This window comes from Actinoplanes sp. 13, assembly GCF_056134165.1.
On the sequence record NZ_JBVYOQ010000011.1, the window covers coordinates 55,481 to 79,376 of the forward strand.

The window sequence follows — 23,896 nt, forward strand, 5'->3', positions numbered from 1 at the left end:
CGCTAGGCCAAGTTATTGATCAGAAACTATTTTGTAGGTGAACTTCGCGCTGGGCGGAACGTGGAGGGGGACGGCGATGCCTCGAGGTGTGCCGGTGCCGGGCGACGTCGTCCAGGTGGGCGCGGACGCGAGCGTCCAGTTCTCCGATGAGCGCGGGCTGCTCTTCCGGATCATCCGGGTGGATCCCCGGGTGACCTATGACGGCTGGGTCTGGCTGGACGGTTACGTCATCGGGCCGGCCGGGAACGCGCTGCAGCGCCGCCGCATCTTCGTCCGGCAGGAAGGGCTGCGCACGGTCATGCTCAACCGCGGCCCGGAAGCCCGGACCGGCCGGTCGTGATCAGCGGGCACTGACCGCGGCCAGCAGCTCGGGCATCCGCCGGTCCAGCAGCTTGCCGGCCAGGTGGGCGCCGAGCACGTAAGCGGCAGCACCGTAAGCCAGTCCGACCGGCAGGCCGATCCACAGCCAGACCGGGCCGAGCAGATGGCCGGCGATCACCACGGGCAGGGCGCCGATCAACGCCCCGACCATCGCGGCCAGGCTGGGCAGGGCCTTGCTGAACCCGCCGCCCGAGGAGATCGTGAACGGGGTGGACGGGTCCGGCAGGGCGTACGCGGCGCGCACCGAGACCGGCAGCACCAGCGCCAGGCCGACGCCGTAGACGGCGAGCAGGCCACCGAACACCGACGGGATCGACTCCGGCCGGGCGCCCGCCAGCAGACCCGTCACCACCGCGACGAGCAGCAGCGTCGGCACCGTGAAGACGGCGTGCGCGGCGGCCCGCGAGTGCACCTCGAGTCGCCCCGGAACCCCGGTCGCCAGGTTGGTGGCGTAAGCGCTTCCTTCGTACCCGAACTGATTCGCCAGGCCGAGCGGCGCGATCGCGCCCACCAGCACCGCGAGCCCGCTCCCGCTCGCGCTCCCGGTGCTGAAAGCACTGGACAGCGGCAGGAAGACGCCGGCCACCAAGAGGGTGACCAGCGCTGCCCGCCGCCGGGTCTCCCGCCACCAGTACCGCGTCTCGCGTGCCGTCAGCGCGCCGAACCGGCTTCGCGGCAACCACCGGAACAGCAGTTGAGCCACCGGGCCGCGGCCGTCCGGGGTGTTCGCGGTGGTGCCGCGCGTCCCGGCTGTGGCGGTGCCGGCCATCGCCTGCTCCAGGGTCCGGCGCCACCAGCGAAGCAGAAGGCCGACAGCGGCAAGCACGATCAGGAACTTCAGGGGTACGGCCCACAGCCGGCCGTCCGCGACGTCCAGTCCCATCGTGTACGGCGCGCCGAGCGGGGTCCAGCCGACCGCCTCGGCGATCGTCCCGGCGTTCTCCCAGCCGGCCCGGTCCACGAGACCGAGCAGCAGCAACTGCGCCGGGCCGAGCGAGGCGGCCGTCACCGCGAGCAGGATGGTGGCCAGGTCCCGGGATCGCCGGGACCGCAGCGCGGTGGCGAAGGCGCTGGTCACCGAGCGGCTCACGGCCACACAGAGGAACAGCCCGCAGACGATGCCGAGCAGCTGGACGAACGCCGCCGCGGGACCGCCGAGCCGCGCCGCCGTGTCCACCGTCCCGGCGGTGGCCGCCAGCGTGGCGAGCGCCGGCAGACCGAGCAGGGCAGCGACGGTGAGGCCGGCCAGCAGGGTGCGGCGGGTGAGCGGCAGCAACGCGAACTGCGCCGGGTCGAAGGCGTCGTCCACGCCGAAGAAGAGCAACGGCAGGAAGAGCCACCCGAGGACCAGCATCGCGCCGCCGAACGGGAACAGCAGGGCGGCGCTGCGTGGATGGTCGAGCAGCCCGGGGGTGGCGAACGCCGCGTACCCGAAGACGGCGAAACAGCCGGCCGCGACGGCACCGAGGACGAACATGACGATCCGGGCCGGGCGGCCCCGCAGGCCGTTGCCGGTGATCCGCAGCTTGAGCCGGACGAACGGCAGGACCGAGGTCGGCGCCCGGGGCGGCGCGGGCGGCTGCGCGGTCGCGTTCTCGGTCCCGGCCGGGATCAGAGCCACGCCAGCTCCGACCCGGTGGCCACCCGGCCACCGACGACCTGGACGAAGACGTCCTGCAGGGAGCGGTCGCCGCGGACCTCGGTCAGCGGCCCGTGCACCCGCAGCACGCCGTCCGACATGATCGCGACGTGTGAGCAGAGCCGCTCGACGACCTCCAGCACGTGACTCGAGAACACCACGGTGCCGCCGCCGGCGACGTAGCGCTGCAGGATGTCGCGGATCAGCGCGGCCGACACCGGGTCCACCGCCTCGAACGGCTCGTCCAGCACGAGCAGGCGGGGGGCGTGCAGCAGCGCGCAGGCCAGGCCGATCTTCTTCTTCATGCCGGCCGAGTAGTCGACCACCAGGGTGCGGTTGTCGACGCCCAGCTCCAGCACGTCGAGCAGGTCACGGGTGCGCTGGTCGACGGTGTCGGCGGGCATGCCGCGGAGCAGGCCGTGATAGGCGAGCAGCTCCGGGCCGCTCAGCCGGTCGAACATCCGCACCCCGTCGGGCAGCACGCCGACCAGTGCTTTCGCGTCGGCGGGGGCGTGCCAGACGTCGTACCCCAGCAGGACGGCCTGTCCCGCGTCGGGCCGTAACAGGCCCACCGCCATCGAGAGGGTCGTGGTCTTGCCGGCGCCGTTGGGGCCGAGCAGGCCGTAGAACGAGCCGGCCGGCACCTCCAGGCTGACGTCGCAGACGGCGAGCCGGGCGTCGAAGCGCTTGACCAGCCCGCGCAGTGACATCGCGGCTTTGTCGGGCTCCCGTGGTGCCGGAATGCTCATGAGTGGAACGTATCGGTCGGTGGGGCCATACCGGAACACCCGGACCGGTCGGTGCCGCCGACCGGTCCGGGCGGGTGGATCAGCCCACCCGCTCGATCACAGCCCGCCGGATGAGGAACTTGCCCGGCTCGCGGACCTCCTCGAAGGCGGCGTTGTTCAGCAGGATGCAGCTTCCCGAGGTGCTGCCGACGTTCACCGTGATGCTCTTGTTGTTGTCCAGGTTGGTGACCTTCAGGCGGGTCCCGATCGGGAAGGTGCCGCTGGAGGCGAACGGTGCGCCGGCCTCGCCGGAGAGGGTCACGGTCGAGCCCTTGCAGACGACCTCGCCGGCACCGGCGCCGCCGTTGCCCGCAGGCTCCTCCGCCTCTTCCTGGGCGGGCGGCTGCTCCTGGGCGGGCGGCTGCTCCTGGGCGGGTGGCCGCTCCTGGGCCGGCGGGGCCGCCACGCCGCCCTCGCAGCCGGCCTGCTTCTTCTGCACGTTGATCAGGTCGATCACGGCCTGGCGGTTCCGCAGAACCGCCTCGGTCTGCGCGTTCGGGTTGGCGCGCTGCTCGGCCATGAAGTCGAGGTTGCGCTGGATCGCCTGGTCCATGCCGTCACAGGCGGTCGAGGCGTTGCTGAGCCCGGTGCCCACAGCGATCCCGCCCGCGGTGACGGCGGCAACGACCAGCCCGATGACGATCTTGCGGTTGCCGCCGGTGAGTCCGCTGCCCGGCCGCTTGAAGGATCCTCTGCGTGCTCTCATGCCGGTGATTACGGCCTCGCCGATCATCGCGGATCGCCCCCGAACCTTAAACATCCTTAAAAGCCCCCGTGCGAACTTCGGGCGCGGAGCGATGCCGGTTCAGTGTGTGAAGTTGGGGTGCGGAGCGAACCCGAACTTCACACGCAGGTTCAGGTGCGGAGGGACTCCGGGGCGTGCAGCCGCAGCATCGTCGCACCCACGTCGGCCGGGACCCGCCGGCCACTCAACAGCGATCCGCCGACCATCACCAGGAAGGCCAACGGCACGGTCCACGCCGCCGGCTGCTCGACCAGCTCCGCCATCCCGCCGGACAGCGGTGGGCCGAGCACGGTCACCAGCACCGCCGCCATGGCCGCGCCACCACCGGCGATGATCCCGGCGATCGCGCCGACGTCGGTGAGCCCCCGCCACCAGATGCCCAGCACCAGCAGTGGGCAGAAACTCGACGCCGCCACCGCGAAGGCCAGCCCGACCACCTGCGAGACGTCCATGTCGGACACATAGAGGGCGAGCACCGTCGGCACCAGGGCGGCCAGCACGGTGGCCACCCGGAAGTCACGTACCGAGCCGTTGCGGCCGGACCGCAGCAGATCCGTGAAGATCACCCCGGCAACACTGGTGAGGATCCCGGACGAAGTGGACAGAAATGCCGCCAGTGCGCCCGCGGTGACCAGCGCGCCGAGCAGCCGCCCCAGGTGCCCGCCGCCCAGCGCGGCCTCCGGCAGCAGCAGCACCACCGCATCGGTGCGCCCGGTCATCAGCAGCTGTGGCGTGTAGATCCGGCCGAGCACCCCGTACAGCGTGGGCAGCAGATAGAAGAAGCCGACCATGGCGAGCACCACCAGGGTGGTCCGCCGGGCCGAGGCGCCGTCCGGATTCGTGTAGAACCGGACGAGTACGTGCGGCAGCCCCATGGTGCCCAGGAACGTCGCCAGGATCAGCGAGTACGTCGCGAACAGGCCGAGCTCGCCGCCGGGCAGCAGCCAGTCCGCGCCGAACCGGGCGTCGACCGTGCTCACCGACGGCACCGGATCGCCCTCGGCGAACTGCACAGTCTCGCCGGCCCGCACCGCGCGGCCGCCGTCCAGGATCGCGTCCCGCTCGACCACGACGGTGGTGGCGGCCGGGAAGACCGCGCCGGCCGGCGGGGTGGCTGCCGGTCGCCCGTCCGCCTGCCACTGCAGGATCAGGAAGATCATCGGTACGGCCAGCGCAGTCAACTTCAGCCAGTACTGGAAGGCCTGGACGAAGGTGATGGCCCGCATCCCGCCGAAGGCCACGTTGGCCGTCACCACCACCCCGACCAGCAGGGCACCCCAGACGTACGACCCACCGGTGACCGTGCTGAACGTCAGGCCCGCGCCCTGCAACTGGGGCAGCAGGTAGAGGCATCCGATGAACAGCACGAACGTGGTCGCCAGCCGGCGCAACGGCACCGAGCGCAGGCGCACCTGGCAGAAGTCCGGCAGGGTGAACGCACCGGAGCGGCGCAGCGGGGCGGCGACGAACAGAAGCAGCGCCAGATAGCCGGCGGCGAATCCGACCGGGTACCACAGCATGTCGACGCCGTAGCAGAGGATCAGCCCGGCCACACCGAGGAACGACGCGGCGGACAGGTACTCCCCGCTGATCGCGGCCGCGTTCCAGGCCGGGCTCACCGACCGGGAGGCGACCAGAAAGTCCGAAGTGGTCCGTGCGAAGCGCAGGCCGTACGCGCCGATCGCCACGGTCAGCAGCACGACCACGACGAGCCCGGGGGCGAGGTAGGGGTTCACTGGCCGGGCCGGCGGATCAGGGCGGCGAAGTCCTGCTCGTTGCGTTCGGCCCAGCGCACGTACGCCGCGCCGACGCCGACCAGGAACGGGAACGACAGCAGCCCGAGCAGCAGCCAGGGCAGATGCACGCCGAAGACGGTGAACGAGCCGACCGCCGGCGCCGCCGCGAACAGCAGGGGCAGGGTGCCGAGGCCGGCCGCCACCACCAGCGCCAGCCGCAACGCGAGCGCCAGCTGCGCCCGGACCAGGCCCTTGACCAGCGCCTCACCGACCGGGGTCTGCTCGACGAGGTCGGCGCGGGCCCGGTCGGCGGCGCGGCGGGTCGCGGCCTCGGCGAGCACCACCCGGGTGCGCGGGCTCGGGGTCGGATCGGCGGCCATCCCGGCAGTCTCTCCGCCCGGCGCGGATTGTCAATCCCTGTAGATCTCCGCAGCGCATTTCCGCGTGTCGCCGGGCCGGTGCCGGGCGATCAGGTCGCGGGCCGCCGCGCGGGCGAGGTTCCACTCGCGCCAGCCCTCGTCCGGTGCGGTCGCCTCGCCGATCGCCTGGAGCAGGCACGCGCGTTTCTCGCTGTCGGCCATCTCGGCGAGTGCCGGCACCGCGTCCGGGGAGAGGTTGCCGAGATAGCCGGTGTCGATGCGCTGGGTCCGCTCGTACCGCTGCACGTGGTTCTCGGCGATCAGGGCGTCCGGGTCGGCGGCGGCCAGGCCGAGCAGGGCCAGCACACCGGTGGCCAGCGCCACCCGGGGCAGCCAGGGCGCCCTGATCCGGATGCCGGCGACCAGCACCATCACCAGGATCAGGCCGAACCACACCTCGCAGGCGGCGACCAGCAACCGCAGCCGGGTCAGCCCGTAGATGTCGGTGTAGACGCTCATCCGGTGCAGCGCGGAGGCGACGATGACGAACGTGAGCACGGTGAGGGCGCCCAGCACGTACCGGAGCACCAGGCGGTCGGCCCGGCCGGTCCGGGGTGCCCAGCGGGCGGCGCCGGCCAGCACCGCCAGGGTCAGCGCGGTGACCGCGCAGAGCTGCCAGAAGCCGCTGCGGGCATATTCCGCATAGGTGAGACCGTCGGTCTGCACAACGTGCCGGCTGCCGCCGAAGAGCACGGTGAGCTGGACCGCGACGAACGCGGCGAAGAGCAGCGTGAGCAGGCTGAGCGGCACCGCCCACTCCAGCCGGCCGACCTTGCGGCCCTCGGTGTGGTCCAGGCCGCCGGCCGCCGGTGGCGCCGCGCGCAGGAAGGCGGCCGCGCCGAGCAGCGTGAGCGTGAGACCGCCGACGAACACCCAGCGGATCATCGAGTCGACCCGGAACTCGGGCACCAGTGCCGCGAAGAACCGGGCGAACGCCGCGTCGGCCGAGACGAACAGCGAACCGAAGACGGTGAGCAGCACGATCGAGACCACAGCGGTGCCGGCCACCCGGACCGGGACGCTGGTGGAGCCCCGGCTGCCCAGGCGGGTGAGACCGGCGCGGAGCCAGGCCAGGCCGCGGAGCGCGGCCACCGGGACGATGAGGTACGCGACGACGACCGACCGCAGCGAGCGCCCGGTGCTGATCGCCAGCACCGTGGTGACCGTCGCGGTCACCACGCAGAGGGCGAAGAGCCAGTCCGCGGCCCGGAACGTGCCGACCGCGAGCAGGGCGATCGTGGCGGTCGCCCAGAAGAACCGGTCCCGGGCCAGGCCCGGCACCGGGCGCCGGACCAGGGGCGGTACGGCCGGCGGGTCGGGCACGGCCCGGGCCACCACCAGGGCGGCGGTCCCGGCGATCGCGACGACGAGCCAGCCGACGCCGGCCCGGTCGAGCGGGACGCTGAACGCGCCGATCACCGCGGCCACCAGCAGGGCGGCGAGGGTGGCCGCCGAGGCCGGGCGGCCGGGACCGGGCCAGGTCCGCCCGCCCGTGGTGGGCGGCGGCCAGGGCCCGTGCATCGGGCCGTTCTGTTCTTTTTGTTCCGAAGGAAGGGCTGGCGGTGCCGTGGACATGTCGATCTCGCTTTCTTGTTCGGCCGCGTCAGGCGGCTTGCAGCGGCAGACGTACCTGGATGCGGCAACCGCGTTCATCGTCCGGATCGACCGCCGCGATCGTTCCCCGATGCAGCTGCACCACCCAGCGGGCGATCGCCAGGCCGAGCCCGGTGCCGCCGCCGGTCGCCCGTTCACCCCGGGTGAACCGTTCGAAGACCCGCTCCCGCTCGGCGGCCGGGATGCCGGCGCCCTGATCGGCGACCGAGAGCAGGCAGTGCTCGTCCCGGCGCTCGGCCCGCACCGTGACGATGCCGCCGGGCGGGCTGTGCCGGGCCGCGTTGTCGAGCAGATTGGCGAACACCTGGTGCAGTCGTTCCCGGTCACCGGAGAGCACGATGCCGGGGGCGGACACCTCGAACTTCACCTCGAGCCCGATGCCCTCGGCGTTCACCGCGGCCTCCCGGGCCACTTCGTCGAGGAAGGCGGGCACGTCGATCAGATCCTGGCGCAGCGGCACCACGCCGGCATCCAGCCTGGACAGATCCAGCAGGTCGGTGACCAGTCGACTGAGCCGCTGGGTCTGCGCCAGCGCGGTGCGCATCGTCTCCGGCTCGGCCGCGGCCACCCCGTCGACGATGTTCTCCAGCACGGCCTGCAACGCGGTGATCGGCGTCCGCAGCTCGTGCGAGACGTTCGCGATCAGCTCCCGCCGTTGCCGGTCGGCGGCCGCCAGGTCGGCGGCCATCTGGTTGAACGCGGCGGCCAGCTCGCCGACCTCGTCCTGCGAGCGGGTGTGCACCCGGCGGGTGTAGTCGCCGCGCGCCATGGCCCGGGCGGCGACCGTCATCTGGCGCAGCGGCACGGTCGCGCCGTGCGCCATCACCTGGAGGGTGACCAGGCCCAAGGCGGCGGCGATCGCGACCCAGAGCACCTCGACCCGATAGAAGTCGATGCTCCACAGGAACACCAGCAGGCCGACGCCGCCGGCGAATCCGAGGGCCAGGGAGAGCTTGGCCTTGATCGAGCGGACCGGGTCGAGCGGCCGGGGCAGCCAGCCGAGGAGCCGGGCGGCGAGGTTGTGCAGGAGCAGCATCATCGGTCCACCTCGAGGGCGTACCCGACGCCGTGCACCGTGCGGATCAGGTCCGCGCCCAGCTTGCGCCGCAGGCCTTTGATGTGGCTGTCGACCGTGCGCGTCCCGGAGGCGTCGGCCCAGCCCCACACCTCTGCCAGCAGCCGCTCCCGGGGCAGCACCGTCCGCGGGCGCCGGGCCAGGTGCACGAGCAGGTCGAACTCGGTCGGCGTCAGGTGTGCCTCGACGCCGCCGCGCAGGACCCGGCGCTCCGCCTGGTTGATCTCCAGGTCGCCGAGCTCGATCAGGTCCCGGGCTACCGGCTCGGCCACCGCGACCGCCTTCTCGGCGCGGCGCAGCAGCGCGTGCACCCGGGCCGTCAGCTCCCGCATCGAGAACGGCTTGGCCATGTAGTCGTCGGCGCCGACCGCGAGCCCGACCAGCAGGTCCGTCTCGTCGCCGCGAGCGGTCAGCATGAGCACCGGCACCGGGCGCTCGGCCTGGACCCGGCGGCACACCTCCAGGCCGTCGAAGCCGGGGAGCATCACGTCCAGCACGATCGCGTCCGGCCGGAACGTCCGGGCGGCCTGCACCGCGCTCGGCCCGTCGCCGGCCGTGTGCACCAGGAATCCCTCGGCGCGCAGGCGGGCGGCCACCGCGTCGGCGATGGCCCGCTCGTCCTCGACCACGAGGACCCGTCGCTCGGTCGTCTCCACGGTGCCGCCTCCTGTCCTCCGCCAGGATGCGCCCCGCGTCGCAACCTGCGGCGTGAGCTTATTGACCGGGTGCGCAGAGGCCGGGGTGGAGTTGTGAACGAACTGTGGAGATGATCCTGCAAGTTGCAGGTCCTGTGGATAACTCTGTGGAGAAACCTGTGAACCTGTGGACAAGCGTGTGGATTAACGCGTCCAGTCGTGCTTGGCGGCCCGGATCAGGCGGTCCTTCAGCTCGCGGGTGTGCCGCCGGCTCACCGGCAGCTCGGCGCCGTCGACCGCCACCACATAGCCGGAGCTGGTCAGCCGCAGCTCGGTGACCAGCTTCAACTGCACGAGGTAGGAGCGGTGAATGCGGACGAAGCCGGCATTGGCCCAGCGTTCGGCCAGGGTTGCCAGCGAGACCCGCACCAGGTGGGAGGTCTCCCCGGTGTGCAGCCGGGCGTAATCGCCCTGCGCCTCCACCCACCGCACCGACGACCGGGGCAGCATGCGTGTGGTGCCCGCCAGCTCCACCGGGATCGCCGGCTCGTCGGCCGGCACGGCCGGGGCCGGCGCCGACCGCAGACCCGCCACCCGGCGCAGCGACTCGCCCAGCCGCTCGGCCCGCACCGGCTTGCGCACGTAATCGGTGACCCCCAGATCGAAGGCGTCCACCGCCCCGTCGTCGTACGCGGTCACGAAGACGATCGCCGGCGGCTGCGCGAAACGGCGCAGGATCCGGGCCAGCTCCATGCCGTCCAGCCCGGGCATCCGGATGTCCAGGAAGACCGCGTCCACCTCGGTGTCGCGCAGCACCCGCAGCGCCTCGGTCGCGTCACCGGCCCGGTGCACGTGCGCCACCCTGCCGTCGGCGTCCAGCAGATAGGCCAGCTCGTCCAGGGCCGGCGGCTCGTCGTCGACAGCGAGCACGACGAGGCTGCTCATGCCCGGACCCGGGGATGGAATTTCGGCACCCGCATGCTCACCTTCGTTCCCGCGCCGGGGGCGGTCTCCACCACCAGGCCGTTGTGATCGCCGAAGACCGAGCGCAGACGCTCGTCCACATTCACCAGGCCGACGTGCTGGCCGTCCTCACCGTCGGGACCGTCCTGCCCGAACACCGCCGGATCCATGCCGACCCCGTCGTCCTCCACCGTGATATGGCACTCCGCACCGGCGTCCCGCGCCTCGATGCTCACCATACCGACGCCCGGCTTACGCGACAGGCCGTGCCGCACCGCGTTCTCCACCAGCGGTTGCAGGCACAGGAACGGCAGCCCCACCGGCAGCACCTCGGGCGCGATCTGCAGCCGCACCTGCAGCCGGTCACCGAACCGGGCCCGCTCGATGGTCAGATAGCGGTCGATCGACCGCAGCTCCTCGGCCAGCGTGGTGAACTCACCGTGCGCCCGGAACGAGTACCGGGTGAACTCGGCGAACTCCAGGATCAACTCGCGGGCACGCTCCGGATCGGTGCGGACGAACGAGGCGATCGCGGTCAGCGCGTTGTAGATGAAATGCGGACTGATCTGCGCCCGCAACGCCCGCACCTCGGCCCGGGCCAGCCGCTCACGGGACGAGTCCAGCTCGGCGAGGGCCAGCTGCGACCCGGCCCACCGCGCCGCCTCCAGCGTCGCCTGCACCAGACCCGGCGCCGGCTGGCCGTCCGCCACCGCCACCAGCGCGGCCTCAGCCGCGCCGGCCGGCCCGGACAGCGGTGCCACCACAGCACCGCGAACCACGCAATCCATCCGGTCACAAGGAAGATCAGCCCCATTGAGTACGACCGAACGACCCGTTTTCGTGGCCCGTTGCGCCGCGGCGGTCAGCTGCTCCTCGTGATGGGTGCCGCGCCCGTCGAACGCCAGACAGTCCGCGCCGTCGACGATCGCCAGCCCGGTCGCACCGACCAGCGTGCGCAGATGCTTCACCGCCTTGCCCGCATTGGCCGCGCTCAGCCCGGCCCGCAACGGCTCCGCCGCGAGCGCCGCCGTGTGCAACACGTCGTAGGTCGCCCGCTGCATCGCGGTGGCGATCCCTCGTCGCGCCCGCAGCCGGATGACCGCCACCACCGCCGCGGACAGGGCCGCGAGCACGGCGACCACCGCCAGCACGCTACCCACCTGACCTGCCACGGTGGAGATACTCGCCGCTCCCGCCCCAAAACACCATGCCCACCCCGCCACACCATGTGAGGGTCAGCCCGAGCGTGTGAAGTTGGGGTCCGTTTCGAGCCGGAAGTTCACACGCAAGCGTCCCGCCCGCGGGCCAGCCCGGGTATGTGTGAAGTTCGGGTGCGGATCGAGCCCGAAGTTCACACACGGGGGTTGGGCGGGACCATTCACGCACGTTGCCGGGTGGTGGGGAGTGGTTCGGACGCGTAGCGGCCGGCGAGCCGCCGCACGGCCCTCGGCGGGAGCGACGGTCTGTGCCACCCACCCCGCTACGACATCCTGCTCTTGATCTTTGAGCGGAGCGGGGGTCAGTAGGCGCCCTTGCGCTTGAGGACGACGAAGATGGTGCGCCACAGAATGCTCAGGTCGTAGGTGAGCGACCAGTTGTCGACGTAGTACAGGTCGAGGCGCACCGCCTCGTCCCAGGACAGGTCGGAGCGGCCGGAGACCTGCCACAGGCCGGTGATGCCGGGGCGGACCAGCAGCCGGCGGCGGACGTCGCCGAGGTAGTCGCCGTCGTCGGCGGGCAGCGGGCGGGGGCCGACCAGCGACATCTCGCCCTTGAGGACGTTGATCAGCTGGGGCAGCTCGTCGAGGGAGGTGGCCCGCAGTTTCGCGCCGAAGGAGAAGATGCGGGGGTCGTTCTTCATCTTGAAGAGCATGCCGTCGGACTCGTTGAGCTCTTCGAGGGTCCGTTTGCGCTCTTCGGCGTCCTGGTACATCGTCCGGAACTTCCACACCCGGAACGTGCGTCCCTCGTGGCCGACGCGCGGCTGGCGGAAGAAGACCGGGCCGGGATCGGAGAGCCGGATGCCGATCGCGATGATCAGCAGGATCGGGCTGATCAGGATCAGGCCGAGGCCGGCGGCGATCCGGTCCATCAGGTTCTTGGTGAGCCAGCCGGGGCCGGAGAGCGTGGGCTCCTCGACGTGCAGCAGCGGCAGGCCCTCGATCGGGCGGATGTGGACGCGCGGGCCGGCGATGTCGGTGAGCTGGGGCGCGACGACGAGGTCGATGCCGGTGCCTTCGAGCTGCCAGGCCAGGCGGCGCAGCTCGCCGGGTTCGGCGCTGGCCGAGCCGCAGACCGCGATCGTGTCGGCGCCGACCTCGCGGACCAGCGACAGCACGTCCCGGCCGGCGTAGACGGGCACCGGGGTCTCGATGCCGCGGGCGGCTGCGTAGCCGTCGGTGAGGTGGATCGCGACCGGGATGAGGCCGGCGGCGGGACTGCGGGTGACCGCGGTGTAGACCTCGAGCGCCTCGGGCAGCGTGCCCACCAGGACCATCCGGTGGGCGCCGTGACCGGTGCGGCGGCGGGCGATGTGCAGGACCTGCCGAGCGGTGACACGGCACAGCAGGATCAGCACCAGGGCCGCGATCGACACCGTGGCGACCGTGCCACGGGACAGGTCGGCCTTGGTGGCGAAGGCGAGCAGCGACACTCCGGCCACGACGGTGACCGAGGTGCGCACGACCCGCTTGAACTCCTCGCTGCCCAGGCCGAGGTAACGCCGGTCGTAGGAGCCGTTGGTCCAGAGCAGGATCAGCCAGCCGAGGGGGAGCGCAACGTACGCGAAGAAGGTGAAGAGCTCGGTGCCCTCCAGGAATCCCCAGCTGCGGCCGGTGAAACCGGCCCGCGACTTCTCCAGGAAGCTGGCGATGTAACTCGCGCCGAGCACCGAGAAGAGGTCGAGCACGATCAGGGCCAGGGTGTAAGGCCGGTGCCAGCGGGACACCCGGCGGTGCTGCCGGGTCCACGCCGATCGGGGGACGCCGTTGCTCGGCGGCTGCTCCTGCTGCCACTCGAAGCTGTCGTACCCCACGGGCTTGCTCCGGCTGCTGTCGGTGGTTGGGCGATGCAGGCTAGTCGTCACTTCGCCTACGTCCTCCCGCATCCGGAAAAAGATTACGCACCGCCACGACCTTTGGATCACCGGCAGGTCCGCCGATACCCGTTCGCGTCATAACGGTTGCCAGGGACCGAGCCACTATACCGATGGATTGCCCGGAGTGAAGGCGACGCCGCAAGTCCGATACCAGCGTGTACGTTGCGTGACTGCCCGGTGGCAGCTCACCGGACCAACTTGGACAGGCGCCGGTCCGCCAGCGGCTTGCCCCCGGTCTGGCAGGTGGGGCAGTACTGCAGGCTCTTGTCGGCGAAGGACACCTCGCGCACGGTGTCGCCGCACACCGGGCAGGGCAGGCCGGTGCGCGCGTGCACCCGCATGCCGGCGCGTTTCTCGCCCTTGAGCTCGGCGGCCTTCATCCCGATGGACCGCTGCACCGCGTCGGTCTCGACCTCGCGCATCGCGTTGTAGAGAGCGCTGACCTGCTCGTCCGTCAGTTTGCCGGTCAGTGTGAACGGGGACAGCCGGGCGACGTGCAGGATCTCGTCGGAATAGGCGTTGCCGATCCCGGCGAGCACCTCCTGGTCGGTCAGCACGCCCTTGATCTGTCCATTTCGCCCGCGAATGCGAGAAGTGAACTCGTCCAGGGAAACGGCCAGCGCGTCCGGGCCCAGCCGCGACACGCCGGGGACCTCGGCCGGATCGCGCACCAGGTAGGCGGCGAGAGACTTCTGGGTGCCGGCCTCGGTCAGGTCGAAACCGGACCCGTGGTCCAGGCGGAGCCGGATCGCGATCGGGCCGCTGCCGGGCTTGAGCGGGGCCGGCGACTTGAACGACTCGCGGTAGTGCAGCCAGCCGGCGCGGGCGAGGTGGACGACCAGGTGGATGTCCGGGCCGAGGCCGACGTCGAGGAACTTGCCGTGCCGGCCGGCGCTGGTCAGCTCGAGCCCGGCGAGGGCGGAGGGCGCCGGATCATACGTCTTCAGCGCGCTGAACGAGGACACTTCGAAGCGCTGCACGGTGTGGCCGACCGCGCGCTCACGAAGGAAAGCCGCGAGCGCCTCGACCTCGGGGAGTTCGGGCACTCGTTCACGGTAGCTGTTTGTCGCGAGCGAGGAGAGAGCGCAGCGAGCCCCGCAGTCCGCGGCCATTAGGCTCGGGCCATGAAGGTGGTGGTTGCGCACAACCGGTACCGCGAGGCGATCCCGTCTGGGGAGAACGTCATCGTCGACACCGAGATCGGGCAGTTGCGGGACGCGGGTGTCGAGGTGATCCCGTTCCAGCGCAGTTCGGACTCGATCGGGGAGATGCCGGCCTCGCGCAAAGCGCTGCTGCCGATCTCCCCTCTCTATGGCGTGGACGCCCAGCGGGACCTGTCGAAGCTGCTGACCGCGGAAAAACCTGACGTGCTGCACCTGCACAACCCGTACCCGCTGCTCTCCCCGTGGGTGATCCGGACGGCGCACAAGCACGGCGTCCCGGTGGTTCAGACGGTGCACAACTACCGGCAGGTCTGCTCCTCGGGGCTCTATTTCCGGGACGGGCACAACTGCCGGGACTGCCGCGGCAAGGCGTTCGGCTGGCCGGCCGTCGCGCACAAGTGCTACCGCGGCTCGGCGGCGCAGAGCGCGATCATGGCGACCACGCTGGCCGTGCACCGGGGGACGTGGCGCTCGGTGGACCGCTACATCGCGCTCACCGACAAGATCGCCGCGCACCTGACCGACTACGGGATCCCGGCCGACCGGATCGTGATCAAGCCGAACGGGCTGCCCGACCCCGGTGCGCCCGCGCCGCTGGGTGACGGCTTCCTCTACGGCGCCCGGCTCTCCCCGGAGAAAGGCCTCGGCCTGCTGCTGGACGCCTGGCGCCTGCACCCGGACGGCAGCCTGGGCACGCTGCGGATCGCGGGGGACGGTGAGTTGCGCCCGCTGGCGGAGCAGGCCGCGGCAGAGCGTTCCGACGTCACCTATCTGGGCCCGCTGGACCGGGCCGGGATGGTCGCGGCCCGGCGCGCCTCGGCCGTGGTGATCGCGGTGCCGACTTGGGAGGACGTGCTCCCGACGGTGATCCTGGAGGCGATGTCGTCGGGGCGTGCGGTGCTCGGCACCGCGGTGGGCGGCATCCCCTACATGGTGGGTGCCGGCGCTGAGGCGGCCGGATGGCTCGCACAGCCGGACGCCGCGTCGCTGGCCGCCGCCCTGCCGGCGGCCCGGGCCGGGGCGGCCCCGGCTGCGGCGGCCGCCCGGGAGCGCTACCTGCGGCACTTCCACCCCGACGTGCTGACCAAGCGGCTGATCGAGGTCTACACCGACATGATCTCGGATTCCCAGGGAGTGCTCGCGTAGGTCCACGGCCGGGCACGGTCGGCGGACAACCACCTGGTGTGGTGATCTGGGGCGCGAAGCGCGCCTCAAATCACCACGTGGGGTTGCGGCGGGGGTTCGAAGTTCAGGATTTCAGGGCGGCGCGGCCTGCGAAAGCGATGCTGGCCGCCAGGAAACCACCGTTGATCAGGGTGAACAGCGCCACGAACCAGACCGTCCACTGCGGCGCCACGGTCAGCACCACACCAGCAAGCGCGATCACCGCACCGTAGTCACGGATCAGCTTGATCGCGCGTACCGGCAGGGACTGGCTGGTGACCATGCTGGCCGCCTGGTCACCCTGCTGCATCACCGAGGTGACCAGGTTGACCATCCAGGTGGCGGCGAACGCCGCCAGCAACCAGGCCGGGGTGTCCGGCTCCTGCGCCTTGGCGGTCGCGGCCAACGCGGCGACCAGCGAGGACTGCACCGCGACATCGCACAGCACGTCGAGGCGGGCGCCGGCCGCGCTGCTCTGGCCGGTGACCCGGGCCAGCTGGCCGTCGGAGCAGTCGAACGCGTACGCCAGCTGCCACCCGGCCAGCGCGATCAGGCCGACCAGCGGCGCCCACCCGCTGCCGTCCGCCACCGGGCCGGCCGCCGCGATCACCACGAACGAGACGAGGACGCCGAGGCCGAGGTTGAAGATCGTGAGCACGGTCGGGGTCAGGTGGTGCTTGTGCGCCTGCACCGCGATCCGCGCGCCCAGACGCTGGCTGACGGCCTCGCTGAACAGGCCGCCGCCCCGGTTGACCTGGTAGTAGTCGTGCGCGGTGGGCGTACCCGGCGTGGGGGTGTCCTTCGCGGTGGGATGCGGGTCAGTGGGCGGTGACGGCATCGGTGTACTCGGCTGTCTTCTGCCGGATCTCGTCCGGCGTCATGGCGAGGTGTTCGAGGATGGTGTAGCGGTCCGGCCGGGTCCGCGGCGCGAACTCGATGACCCGCACGAACTGCTCGACGTCCAGTCCGACGTCGGCCGGCGTGCGCGGCAGCTGGTGCCGGGACAGGCAGGCGGCCATCTGCGCGAAGCGGCGTTCGTCGCCGCGCAGGAACGTGCAGAACAGCGCGCCCAGGCCGGCCAGCTCGCCGTGCGAGGCGGTGTCCGGGAAGAGCGAGTCGGTGGCGTGGATGATCTCGTGGCAGCCACCGCTGCACGGCCGGCTGCTGCCGCTGACGGCCATCGCGAGGCCGCTGGAGATCAGCGCTTCGGCCAGGACCGTGACGAACGCGTCGTCGGACATGTCGCCGGGCATGGACAGGATCGCCTCGGCGCCCATCCGGGACAGCGAGGCGGCGATGCCGTCGACCGGCTCGCCGCGGACCTCGCGGCCCAGCTCCCAGTCGGCCAGCGCGCTGATGTTGCTGATCACGTCGCCGATGCCGGCCCGGTTGACCCGGTCCGGCCCGTTCTCCACGAAGTCCAGGTCGACGATCACGCCGAACGGGATGTGCACCCCGTAGGAGCCCTTGATCCCGTCGTTGACCAGGCTGGCCACCGGCGAGGCGATGCCGTCGTTGGCCAGGCTGGTCGCGACCGAAACCATCGGCAGGCCCCAGCGGCTGGCCGCGTACTTCGCGGTGTCCACCGTCTTGCCGCCGCCGATGCCGACCACCGCGTCGTAGTTGCCGGAGCGCAGCTTGTCGCCGAGTTCCAGCGCGGCGTCCAGGGTGCCGCCGGTGGTGGTGTAGATGCTGGCCGACTTCAACGAGGGCCGGAGCAGGTCGACGATGCTCTCGCCCAGGCCCGGCCCGACCACCACGGCCACGTCGCCGCCGGCCGAGATGCGGCCGTCGGCGAGGATCTTGCCGAGGTTGGCGACCGCGCCCCGCCGCACGTCGATGTGCAGCGGGGTCTGAACGCTACGGGCTAGTAACGGCATGCGATGTCCCGGGCCTTGGTCAGGTCGTCGTGGTTGTCGACCTCGACCCAGGGCAGGTCGCCGATCTCGGCGGCCCGGACCTCGCCACCACGGTTCGCGTACTCCTGGAAGCCGTCTTCGTAGTAGAGGTCGGGGTTGCGCTCGAAGGTCGTCTTCAGCGCGTCGGCCAGCCCGGCCGCGGCGGACGCCTCGATGATGTTGGCGCCGATGTACTCGCCGTAGGCCTCGGCCGGGTCCATCAGCTTCGTGATTTTGGTGAGCTGGCCATCTGCATTGAAGACGGTCTTCATCTCCTCGTCAGCCAGCTTCTTCACCGTGTCAACAGCCAGCAGGATGCTCGGGCCGCGGTGGGCCAGCAGTGTCTGCTCCACGCTGACCGGGTGGACGGTGTCGCCGTTGACCATGAGCGCACCCTGCGCGAAGTGGTCCCGGGCCAGCCAGAGGGAGTAGGCGTTGTTCCACTCCTCGGCCTTGTCGTTGTGGACCAGGGAGATCTTCACGCCGTACTTGTTCTGGAAGGCCTCGACACGCTCCTCGACGGCGCCGGCGCAGTAGCCGACCACGATCGTCACGTCGGTCAACCCCGCGGCGGCGAGGTTGCGCAGCGAGATGTCCATGATCGTGGTCTCCCCGTCCACGGGGACGAGCGCCTTCGGCAGCGTGTCCGTGTACGGGCGCAGCCTGCGCCCGGCGCCGGCGGCGAGTACCAGTCCGATCATGGGGTGGTTCCTTCCAGAACGAGGGTGTGAAGGTGCCCAGCGAGGATAGCGGCACTCGCAAGGACCGCTATGAAAATGGTATAGACCCGGCTTCTAAGCTGATGGGCATGACCGCTGAGCAGCTGATCTCCTTCGCCCGTGGCGCACCGTCGCTGGACATCGTCGACGTGGAGGGCCTGAAGGCCGCCGCCACCCGCGCTTTCGAGGCCGATCCCGCAGGTGTGACGGCCTACGGCACCTCCGTCGGTTACCTGCCGCTGCGCAAGTGGATCGCCGACAAGCACGGCGTCTCGCCCGACCAGGTCATTGTGACCAACGGCTCACTGCAGGCCGACGCTTTCCTCTTCGGCCACCTCGTGCAGCCCGGCGATGACGTGGTCGTGGAGAAGCCGACGTACGACCGGACGCTGCTCAACCTGCAGAACCTGGGCGCCAAGGTGCACCAGGTGACGCTCCAGCCGGACGGCATCGACGTCGAGGAGCTGCGCGGCCTGCTGGAGTCCGGGGTGCGGCCGAAGCTGGCGCACATCATCCCGAACTACCAGAACCCGGCCGGCCTCACGCTCTCGCTGGAGAAGCGGCAGGCGCTGCTCGCGCTGGCCGCCGAGTTCGGCTTCATCATCTTCGAGGACGACCCGTACGTCGACATCCGCTTCCGTGGCGAGCCGCTGCCCTCGATGCTCTCGATGGACACCGAGAACACCGTGGTGCACGCCTCCAGCTTCACCAAGACCGTCTGCCCGGGTGTCCGGGTCGGTTACCTGGTCGGCCCGGCCGCGCTGATCGACGCGATCGCGAAGAAGGCCACCAACCTCTACATCTCGCCGGGCATGGTCTCCGAGGCGATCGTGCACCAGTTCTGCGTCTCCGGTGACATCGAGAAGTCGGTGCGGACGGTCAGCGCCGCGCTGGGCGAGCGGGCCCGGGTGCTGGCCGAGTCGATCCGCAGGCACATCCCCGGCGCGACCTTCACCGAGCCGGACGGCGGTTACTTCCTCTGGGTGGACCTGCCGTCCGACGTCGACGTGGACAAGCTGTTCCCGGCGGCCATGAAGAAGGGCGTCGCGATCGTCAAGGGCAGCGACTTCCTGCTCGACGGCGGCCGGAACTCGCTGCGCCTGGCGTTCTCGGCGGTCACCGTCGACCAGATCGACGAGGGCGTGCGGCGCATCGCCGAGGCGATCGAGGAAGTACGCGGCTGACGGTCTTTCCCGTGCCGGCGCCGAGCCGGCACGGGAACCTCCGGGTAGCCTCGATTGGTTTGTCGTCCCCGGGGGAGGTTGACCATGACCGAGCGCGAGACGAGTGCGTGGACGCGGCGGCTGGCTGCCCGGGCCATGCACCGGTTTTTGGCGAACGGTGAGCACGCCGAAACCGGCGGCACCGTCCGGCGGGACTCGACCGCTGTGGTGGACTGCGGCGTCTACCTCGACGGCAAGCGCATGCCGGGTGACTATTCCCCGGACCAGGCCCTCGCCGAGGCGTACGCCCTGGACGGCGCCTTCGTGTGGCTCGGCCTGCACGCCCCGTCCCAGGAGGAGATGGCGGCGATCGCGCACACCTACGGGCTGCACGAGCTGGCCGTGGAGGACGCGGTCAAGGCCGAGCAGCGACCCAAGCTGGAGCAGTTCGGCGACGTGCACTTCCTGGTGCTGCGGACCGCGCGCTATGTGCCGCATCAGGAGCTGACCGAGAGCTCGCAGGTGGTGGAGACCGGCCAGATGATGATTTTCATCGGGGAGCGGTTCGTCATCACGGTGCGGCACGGTGACGCCTCCGAGATGGCGCCGGTGCGGGCCGACCTGGAATCGGAGCGGGCGATCCTGCTGCAGCAGGGGCCGTGGGCGGTGGCGTACGCGGTGACCGACCGGGTGGTGGACCACTATCTGGAGGTCGCCGACCAGGTGGAGGCCGACCTGGACATCATCGAGGAGGGTGTCTTCTCACGGGACCGCACCGCCCCGATCCAGCAGGTGTACCAGCTGAAGCGGGAGCTGGTGGAGTTCCGCCGGGCGGTGGTGCCGCTGCAGCGGCCGATCGGGTCGATCACGTCGAGCCACGGCGTGGTGCCGAAGGAGATCCGGCGGTACTTCCGGGACGTGCAGGACCACCTGACCCGTACGGTCGAGCAGGTCTCCTCCTACGACGACCTGCTCAACTCGATCCTGCAGGCGCGCCTCGCCCAGGTGACGGTCGACCAGAACAACGACATGCGCAAGATCGCTTCATGGGCGGCCATCGCCACGGTGTGGACGGCATTCGCCGGCGTCTACGGCATGAACTTCGACTACATGCCCGAGACCCAGTGGAAGTACGGCTATCCGGCCCTGATCGCGGTGCTCTCGGCGATCACGGTGCTGCTCTACCGGGCGTTGCGCCGTAACGGCTGGTTGTGACGTGGACGAGCTGCACTCGTACCGGTTCGGGGTGCAGCGTGTCGTCGCCGCCCTGGTCACCCACGATGCGGACCCCCAGCGCTCGCCGATGCGCCGGGCCGGGGCGACCGCGTTGATCGGTGCGCTGGTCGGGGCGCTCGCCCTCGGTGGCGCCGCGGCATACGGGATGTTCACCGGCCACACCCTGACCGAGGCCACCGACCCGAACGCGGTGCTGCTGGAGAAGCGCACCGGCGCGCGGTACGTCTATCGCGACGGCCGGCTGCACCCGGTGCTCAACTACACCTCGGGGCTGCTGCTGGCCGGCGGCGATCGTCCTGAGCTGAAGACGGTGTCAGCCGGCAAGCTCGCCAAGGTGCCGCTGGGCGTGCCGCTCGGCATCCCGGGCGCGCCCGACTCGCTGCCCGCCGCCGGTGAGCTGCTCAAGGGCCCGTGGTCGGTGTGCACGTCGCCGGTGGGCAGCACGCTGCTGGTCGGTGTCGAGCCGTCCGGCGGGACGTCCCTGGCAGACCGTGGGCTGCTGGTCCGGGACGAGACCGGGCGCACCCATCTGGTGCACGCGAATCGGCGCTTCCTGCTGCCCGCCGAGCGGGTGGACGGGATCCAGCGCGCGCTCGGCTGGTTCGGTCGTACCCCGTGGCCGGTCGCGGCGGCCTGGGTGGACGCCATCGGGTTCGGCCCCGATCTGGCCGCGCCGCGGATCCCGGACGCTGGTGTGCCCTCGGTGATCGCCGGGCGGCGGGCCGGGGAGGTGGTCACCGACGGCACCCAGTTCGCGGTGGTGCTCGCCGACGGGATCGCGCCGGTCACCGAGACGCAGGCACGACTGCTGGCCACGCCGGTGGCGATCGGCGCGGCCTTCCGGGAGCTGCCGGCCTCGGCGACGCGGCTCGACGCCGGAGCGGGCCTTCCGGCCCGGGTGCCCCAGCTCGCGGACTCGCCGGCGGCTGCGTGCGTGACGGCCCCGGCGGAGGCGAAGACCGAGGCGGAGGTACGGGTGAACGCGTCATTCCCGGAGGGCGAGGTGCCCACCGGGGCGGCCCGCGTCGACCGGGTGCACGTGCCCCGGGGCCGTGGCGCCCTCGTCGAGGCCGCGGCGTCACCCGGCGCGCCGGCCGGGATCGGCACGGTTCACCTGGTGACCGACCACGGCCGCCGTCACCCGCTGACGGACCGTGGTCTGGCCGGCCGGCTCGGGTACGCCGACGTGCCGATCCGGCGGACGCCGGCGCAGCTCGTCGGGTACCTGCCGGCCGGCCCGGCCCTGGATCCGATCCGGGCCGGGCAGCCGTAACCGTTACGCCTTACCGGGGGTTCTGCTGCGTCGGGTCGGCGACGGTGCCGTTCGACGTGGTGTAGACGGTCGGCTCCATCGGCTCGAAAGCCGAGTCCTCCGCACCGGTCAGCGTGGCGGCGGGAGCCGGGTCGTACTCCTCCCACTGCGCGTCCTGACGACGGCGGGCGAAGTACGCCGCGCCGATGCCGACAGCGGTGCCGAGCAGCGCGTAACCGGCGAGCTTGCCGGTCCGGCCCTTCTTGCGGCCGGTCGCCTTCTCCGCCTTGCGCTCCAGCTTCTTGGCGACCTTGGCCTGCTGCTTGGTCTGCTTCTTGGTCAGCTTGCGGGTTTCCTTGCCGGTCTGCCGCACGTTGTCGGTCGCCGCTGCCACCAGCGGAGTCAGGGCGGCCAGCGCGCTGTCCCAGCTGCCCGAGGCCGCGTCCTTTGCCTTCGTGGCGGCCGGCTGGACGCGGTCCTTCGCGGCGTTGAACTTGGGTGCGACGGTCGCGCTGGTCTCCTGCGCGGCCAGCGAAGCCGCACGCTTGAAGTGATCCATGCTCTGGTTGAGCTCATTGCGCATGCGCGCGCCGCGGCTCTTACGACGGATCGTTGCGAACACCAGTGCCCACCTCCTGTGGTCTTCTCCCAGGCCATGTTGCCTTCTCGGGTACCCCCGCGCGGCCGGATCCATGACATGGGGGAGGATCCGAATTGCACGAGAACAGTCCCATCACCGCAGACGGGAGTACCCGTGGCAGAGAACATCTACGCCACCCTTCACACCAATCACGGCGTGATTCGACTTCAGCTCTTCCCGGATCACGCTCCAGCGACCGTCCGCAACTTCGTGGAACTGGCCGAGGGAACGAAGGAGTACAAGGACCCGCGCACTGGTCAGCCGGGTAGCGGGCCCTACTACGACGGCACCATCTCGCACCGGGTCATCGCCGGTTTCATGATCCAGCTCGGTGACCCGACCGGCACCGGTCGCGGCGGCCCGGGCTACCAGTTCGGCGACGAGTTCCACCCGGAACTCAGCTTCGACCGCCCGTACCTGCTCGCGATGGCGAACGCCGGCCCGGGCACCAACGGCTCGCAGTTCTTCATCACGGTCGCGCCCACCCCGCACCTGAACCGGCGGCACACGATCTTCGGCCAGGTCGCCGACGAGCAGTCCGCCAAGGTGGTCGACACGATCGCGAGCACGCCGACCGGACCGGGTGACCGGCCCCGTGAGGACGTCGTGATCCAGCGAGTGGAGATCGAGCGTTCCTGACCGCTCACGGTACCTTTGGTGTCATGAGTGAGGCTCCCTCGACGTCACCGGTGTGTTACCGGCACCCGGAGCGAGAGACCCTGCTTCGGTGCAGCCGGTGTGATCGTCCGATCTGCCCGAGTTGCATGAACGACGCGGCGATCGGCCATCAGTGCCCGGACTGTGTCAAAGAGGGACGCCGTGGCCAGCGGCCGGCGCGCACCGCCTTCGGCGGTAGTCGCGCCGGCCAGCTCGGCTACGTGACGACCGGCATCGTCGTGATCAACATCCTGGTCATGATCGCTTCCGCGGTCGTCGGCGGCCCCCGCGCCATCGGCGGCGCGGGCGGTTTCCTGGGCCTGCTCGGCGCGGGCACGCCGCTGACCGACTTCGGCGAGGTGCTCGGCTGGTCGTCGTACGGCGGTGAGGTGCACGGCATCGTCGAGGGCGAGTGGTACCGCCTGGTCACCGCGATGTTCCTGCACTACGGCGCGGTCCACCTGCTGCTCAACATGATGCTGGTGGCACAGCTCGGGCGCTATCTGGAGGCCCAGCTCGGCCCGCTGCGGTTCGCCGCGCTCTATCTGCTCGCCGGGTTCGGCGGCAACGTCGCGGCGTACGTGTTCCAGCTTCCGTTCGCGGCGTCGGCGGGCGCCTCGACCGCGACGTTCGGCCTGATGGCGGCGGTCTTCGTGGTGAACCGGCGGCTGTCGCGCGACGTCAGTGCCATGGTGCCGCTGCTGGTCACCAACCTGATCTTCACGTTCACCATCCCGAGAATCTCGGTGGCGGGACATGTGGGCGGGTTGATCGCGGGCGCTGCCGCGGCGGCGATCCTGGTGTACGCGTCTCAGCCGCGCCGATCGCAGAAACAGGCGCTGGGCTGCACGGCGCTGGCGGTCCTGCTGATCGCCGCGGCGGTGGCCCGGACGGCGGCCATCGCCGGTTAGG

23 protein-coding genes are annotated in these 23,896 nt (G+C 71.1%); 7 read left to right on the forward strand and 16 right to left on the reverse strand.

All coding sequences use genetic code 11. The annotated features are described in order from the left end of the window. Window positions 1–76: 76 nt before the first annotated feature. The gene (locus AC0NH5_RS21990) at window positions 77–340 is read left to right on the forward strand and encodes a hypothetical protein (protein WP_474406772.1); all 264 of its coding nucleotides are present in this window, start codon (window positions 77–79) and stop codon (window positions 338–340) included. Here AC0NH5_RS21990 and AC0NH5_RS21995 read toward each other — a convergent pair whose 3' ends face one another. The 12 genes from AC0NH5_RS21995 to AC0NH5_RS22050 form a co-directional block, all read right to left on the reverse strand. Further along, entirely contained in the window at window positions 341–2,002 is a 1,662-nt protein-coding gene (locus tag AC0NH5_RS21995; protein WP_474406774.1) for an ABC transporter permease, read from the reverse strand. It abuts the gene before it with no gap. After that, the gene (locus AC0NH5_RS22000; protein WP_474406776.1) at window positions 1,993–2,769 is read right to left on the reverse strand and encodes an ABC transporter ATP-binding protein; all 777 of its coding nucleotides are present in this window, start codon (window positions 2,767–2,769) and stop codon (window positions 1,993–1,995) included. The genes AC0NH5_RS21995 and AC0NH5_RS22000 overlap by 10 nt, the downstream gene beginning before the upstream one ends. A gap of 79 nt (window positions 2,770–2,848) precedes the next feature. Then, window positions 2,849–3,514 carry an RlpA-like double-psi beta-barrel domain-containing protein gene (locus AC0NH5_RS22005; RefSeq protein ID WP_474406778.1) on the reverse strand — a complete coding sequence of 222 codons (666 nt, stop codon included), beginning with the start codon at window positions 3,512–3,514 and terminating at the stop codon, window positions 2,849–2,851. 149 nt (window positions 3,515–3,663) lie between these two features. Further along, window positions 3,664–5,289: a sodium/solute symporter gene (locus AC0NH5_RS22010; RefSeq protein ID WP_474406780.1), complete on the reverse strand. Its 1,626-nt coding sequence runs from the start codon at window positions 5,287–5,289 to the stop codon at window positions 3,664–3,666. Continuing rightward, window positions 5,286–5,669: a hypothetical protein gene (locus tag AC0NH5_RS22015; protein ID WP_474406783.1), complete on the reverse strand. Its 384-nt coding sequence runs from the start codon at window positions 5,667–5,669 to the stop codon at window positions 5,286–5,288. Before AC0NH5_RS22015 ends, AC0NH5_RS22010 begins: the two co-directional genes overlap by 4 nt. A gap of 30 nt (window positions 5,670–5,699) precedes the next feature. Beyond that, window positions 5,700–7,229, reverse strand: a complete 1,530-nt coding sequence (locus AC0NH5_RS22020; protein WP_474406785.1) for a DUF4153 domain-containing protein — start codon at window positions 7,227–7,229, stop codon at window positions 5,700–5,702. Between the two features lie 82 nt (window positions 7,230–7,311). Then, window positions 7,312–8,361: a HAMP domain-containing sensor histidine kinase gene (locus tag AC0NH5_RS22025; protein WP_474406787.1), complete on the reverse strand. Its 1,050-nt coding sequence runs from the start codon at window positions 8,359–8,361 to the stop codon at window positions 7,312–7,314. Beyond that, complete coding sequence (locus tag AC0NH5_RS22030; RefSeq protein WP_474406789.1) at window positions 8,358–9,053, reverse strand: response regulator; 696 nt, start codon at window positions 9,051–9,053, stop codon at window positions 8,358–8,360. The genes AC0NH5_RS22025 and AC0NH5_RS22030 overlap by 4 nt, the downstream gene beginning before the upstream one ends. Before the next feature lie 183 nt (window positions 9,054–9,236). Continuing rightward, the gene (locus AC0NH5_RS22035) at window positions 9,237–9,977 is read right to left on the reverse strand and encodes a LytR/AlgR family response regulator transcription factor (RefSeq protein WP_474406791.1); all 741 of its coding nucleotides are present in this window, start codon (window positions 9,975–9,977) and stop codon (window positions 9,237–9,239) included. Beyond that, window positions 9,974–11,167: a sensor histidine kinase gene (locus AC0NH5_RS22040; RefSeq protein WP_474406793.1), complete on the reverse strand. Its 1,194-nt coding sequence runs from the start codon at window positions 11,165–11,167 to the stop codon at window positions 9,974–9,976. Before AC0NH5_RS22040 ends, AC0NH5_RS22035 begins: the two co-directional genes overlap by 4 nt. 347 nt (window positions 11,168–11,514) lie before the next feature. Then, window positions 11,515–13,101, reverse strand: coding sequence for a sugar transferase (locus AC0NH5_RS22045; protein ID WP_474406796.1), 1,587 nt, complete (start codon window positions 13,099–13,101; stop codon window positions 11,515–11,517). Window positions 13,102–13,277: 176 nt separating this feature from the next. Continuing rightward, entirely contained in the window at window positions 13,278–14,138 is an 861-nt protein-coding gene (locus AC0NH5_RS22050) for an Fpg/Nei family DNA glycosylase (RefSeq protein ID WP_474406799.1), read from the reverse strand. Window positions 14,139–14,216: 78 nt separating this feature from the next. On the opposite strand from AC0NH5_RS22050, the gene AC0NH5_RS22055 reads away from it, so the two are divergent. After that, window positions 14,217–15,401, forward strand: coding sequence for a glycosyltransferase family 4 protein (locus AC0NH5_RS22055; protein ID WP_474406802.1), 1,185 nt, complete (start codon window positions 14,217–14,219; stop codon window positions 15,399–15,401). 103 nt (window positions 15,402–15,504) lie between these two features. Here the strand turns inward: AC0NH5_RS22055 and AC0NH5_RS22060 are convergent, their stop codons facing one another. The 3 genes from AC0NH5_RS22060 to AC0NH5_RS22070 are packed head-to-tail and all read right to left on the reverse strand — an operon-like array spanning window position 15,505 to window position 18,018. Further along, window positions 15,505–16,257 (reverse strand): CDP-alcohol phosphatidyltransferase family protein, encoded by a 753-nt coding sequence (locus AC0NH5_RS22060; RefSeq protein WP_474406805.1) that lies wholly within the window; start codon window positions 16,255–16,257, stop codon window positions 15,505–15,507. Further along, window positions 16,238–17,299, reverse strand: coding sequence for an iron-containing alcohol dehydrogenase family protein (locus AC0NH5_RS22065; protein ID WP_474406808.1), 1,062 nt, complete (start codon window positions 17,297–17,299; stop codon window positions 16,238–16,240). The genes AC0NH5_RS22060 and AC0NH5_RS22065 overlap by 20 nt, the downstream gene beginning before the upstream one ends. Further along, complete coding sequence (locus AC0NH5_RS22070) at window positions 17,287–18,018, reverse strand: phosphocholine cytidylyltransferase family protein (RefSeq protein ID WP_474406811.1); 732 nt, start codon at window positions 18,016–18,018, stop codon at window positions 17,287–17,289. Before AC0NH5_RS22070 ends, AC0NH5_RS22065 begins: the two co-directional genes overlap by 13 nt. A gap of 107 nt (window positions 18,019–18,125) precedes the next feature. Here AC0NH5_RS22070 and AC0NH5_RS22075 point away from each other — a divergent pair, with 107 nt between their 5' ends. From AC0NH5_RS22075 to eccB, 3 genes are all read left to right on the forward strand, one after another. After that, a complete protein-coding gene (locus tag AC0NH5_RS22075) occupies window positions 18,126–19,220 on the forward strand; it encodes an aminotransferase-like domain-containing protein (protein WP_474406814.1) in 1,095 nt (364 codons plus the stop codon). Window positions 19,221–19,304: 84 nt separating this feature from the next. Beyond that, window positions 19,305–20,414: a magnesium and cobalt transport protein CorA gene (locus AC0NH5_RS22080; protein WP_474406817.1), complete on the forward strand. Its 1,110-nt coding sequence runs from the start codon at window positions 19,305–19,307 to the stop codon at window positions 20,412–20,414. Between the two features lies 1 nt (window position 20,415). Beyond that, window positions 20,416–21,708, forward strand: coding sequence for a type VII secretion protein EccB (gene eccB, locus AC0NH5_RS22085; protein ID WP_474406819.1), 1,293 nt, complete (start codon window positions 20,416–20,418; stop codon window positions 21,706–21,708). A gap of 10 nt (window positions 21,709–21,718) precedes the next feature. On the opposite strand, the gene AC0NH5_RS22090 is transcribed toward eccB, so the two are convergent. Continuing rightward, window positions 21,719–22,309: a hypothetical protein gene (locus AC0NH5_RS22090; RefSeq protein ID WP_474406822.1), complete on the reverse strand. Its 591-nt coding sequence runs from the start codon at window positions 22,307–22,309 to the stop codon at window positions 21,719–21,721. Between the two features lie 132 nt (window positions 22,310–22,441). On the opposite strand from AC0NH5_RS22090, the gene AC0NH5_RS22095 reads away from it, so the two are divergent. Further along, on the forward strand, window positions 22,442–22,966 hold the full coding sequence (locus AC0NH5_RS22095) for a peptidylprolyl isomerase (protein WP_474406824.1): 525 nt from the start codon (window positions 22,442–22,444) through the stop codon (window positions 22,964–22,966). 23 nt (window positions 22,967–22,989) lie between these two features. Continuing rightward, window positions 22,990–23,895 (forward strand): rhomboid family intramembrane serine protease, encoded by a 906-nt coding sequence (locus AC0NH5_RS22100; RefSeq protein WP_474406826.1) that lies wholly within the window; start codon window positions 22,990–22,992, stop codon window positions 23,893–23,895. Window position 23,896 lies beyond the last annotated feature (1 nt).

What these genes read in the sequence shown, in the direction of transcription:
- AC0NH5_RS22025 (WP_474406787.1), bottom strand. Translation starts at nt 8,361, where the DNA reads ATGATGCTGCTCCTGCACAACCTCGCCGCCCGGCTCCTCGGCTGGCTG.
- AC0NH5_RS22075 (WP_474406814.1), top strand. Translation starts at nt 18,126, where the DNA reads ATGACCGCTGAGCAGCTGATCTCCTTCGCCCGTGGCGCACCGTCGCTG.
- AC0NH5_RS22060 (WP_474406805.1), bottom strand. Translation starts at nt 16,257, where the DNA reads ATGCCGTCACCGCCCACTGACCCGCATCCCACCGCGAAGGACACCCCC.
- AC0NH5_RS22080 (WP_474406817.1), top strand. Translation starts at nt 19,305, where the DNA reads ATGACCGAGCGCGAGACGAGTGCGTGGACGCGGCGGCTGGCTGCCCGG.
- AC0NH5_RS22055 (WP_474406802.1), top strand. Translation starts at nt 14,217, where the DNA reads ATGAAGGTGGTGGTTGCGCACAACCGGTACCGCGAGGCGATCCCGTCT.
- AC0NH5_RS22045 (WP_474406796.1), bottom strand. Translation starts at nt 13,101, where the DNA reads ATGCGGGAGGACGTAGGCGAAGTGACGACTAGCCTGCATCGCCCAACC.
- AC0NH5_RS22065 (WP_474406808.1), bottom strand. Translation starts at nt 17,299, where the DNA reads ATGCCGTTACTAGCCCGTAGCGTTCAGACCCCGCTGCACATCGACGTG.
- AC0NH5_RS22000 (WP_474406776.1), bottom strand. Translation starts at nt 2,769, where the DNA reads ATGAGCATTCCGGCACCACGGGAGCCCGACAAAGCCGCGATGTCACTG.
- AC0NH5_RS21990 (WP_474406772.1), top strand. Translation starts at nt 77, where the DNA reads ATGCCTCGAGGTGTGCCGGTGCCGGGCGACGTCGTCCAGGTGGGCGCG.
- AC0NH5_RS22005 (WP_474406778.1), bottom strand. Translation starts at nt 3,514, where the DNA reads ATGAGAGCACGCAGAGGATCCTTCAAGCGGCCGGGCAGCGGACTCACC.
- AC0NH5_RS22100 (WP_474406826.1), top strand. Translation starts at nt 22,990, where the DNA reads ATGAGTGAGGCTCCCTCGACGTCACCGGTGTGTTACCGGCACCCGGAG.
- AC0NH5_RS22070 (WP_474406811.1), bottom strand. Translation starts at nt 18,018, where the DNA reads ATGATCGGACTGGTACTCGCCGCCGGCGCCGGGCGCAGGCTGCGCCCG.
- AC0NH5_RS22035 (WP_474406791.1), bottom strand. Translation starts at nt 9,977, where the DNA reads ATGAGCAGCCTCGTCGTGCTCGCTGTCGACGACGAGCCGCCGGCCCTG.
- AC0NH5_RS22015 (WP_474406783.1), bottom strand. Translation starts at nt 5,669, where the DNA reads ATGGCCGCCGATCCGACCCCGAGCCCGCGCACCCGGGTGGTGCTCGCC.
- AC0NH5_RS22020 (WP_474406785.1), bottom strand. Translation starts at nt 7,229, where the DNA reads ATGCACGGGCCCTGGCCGCCGCCCACCACGGGCGGGCGGACCTGGCCC.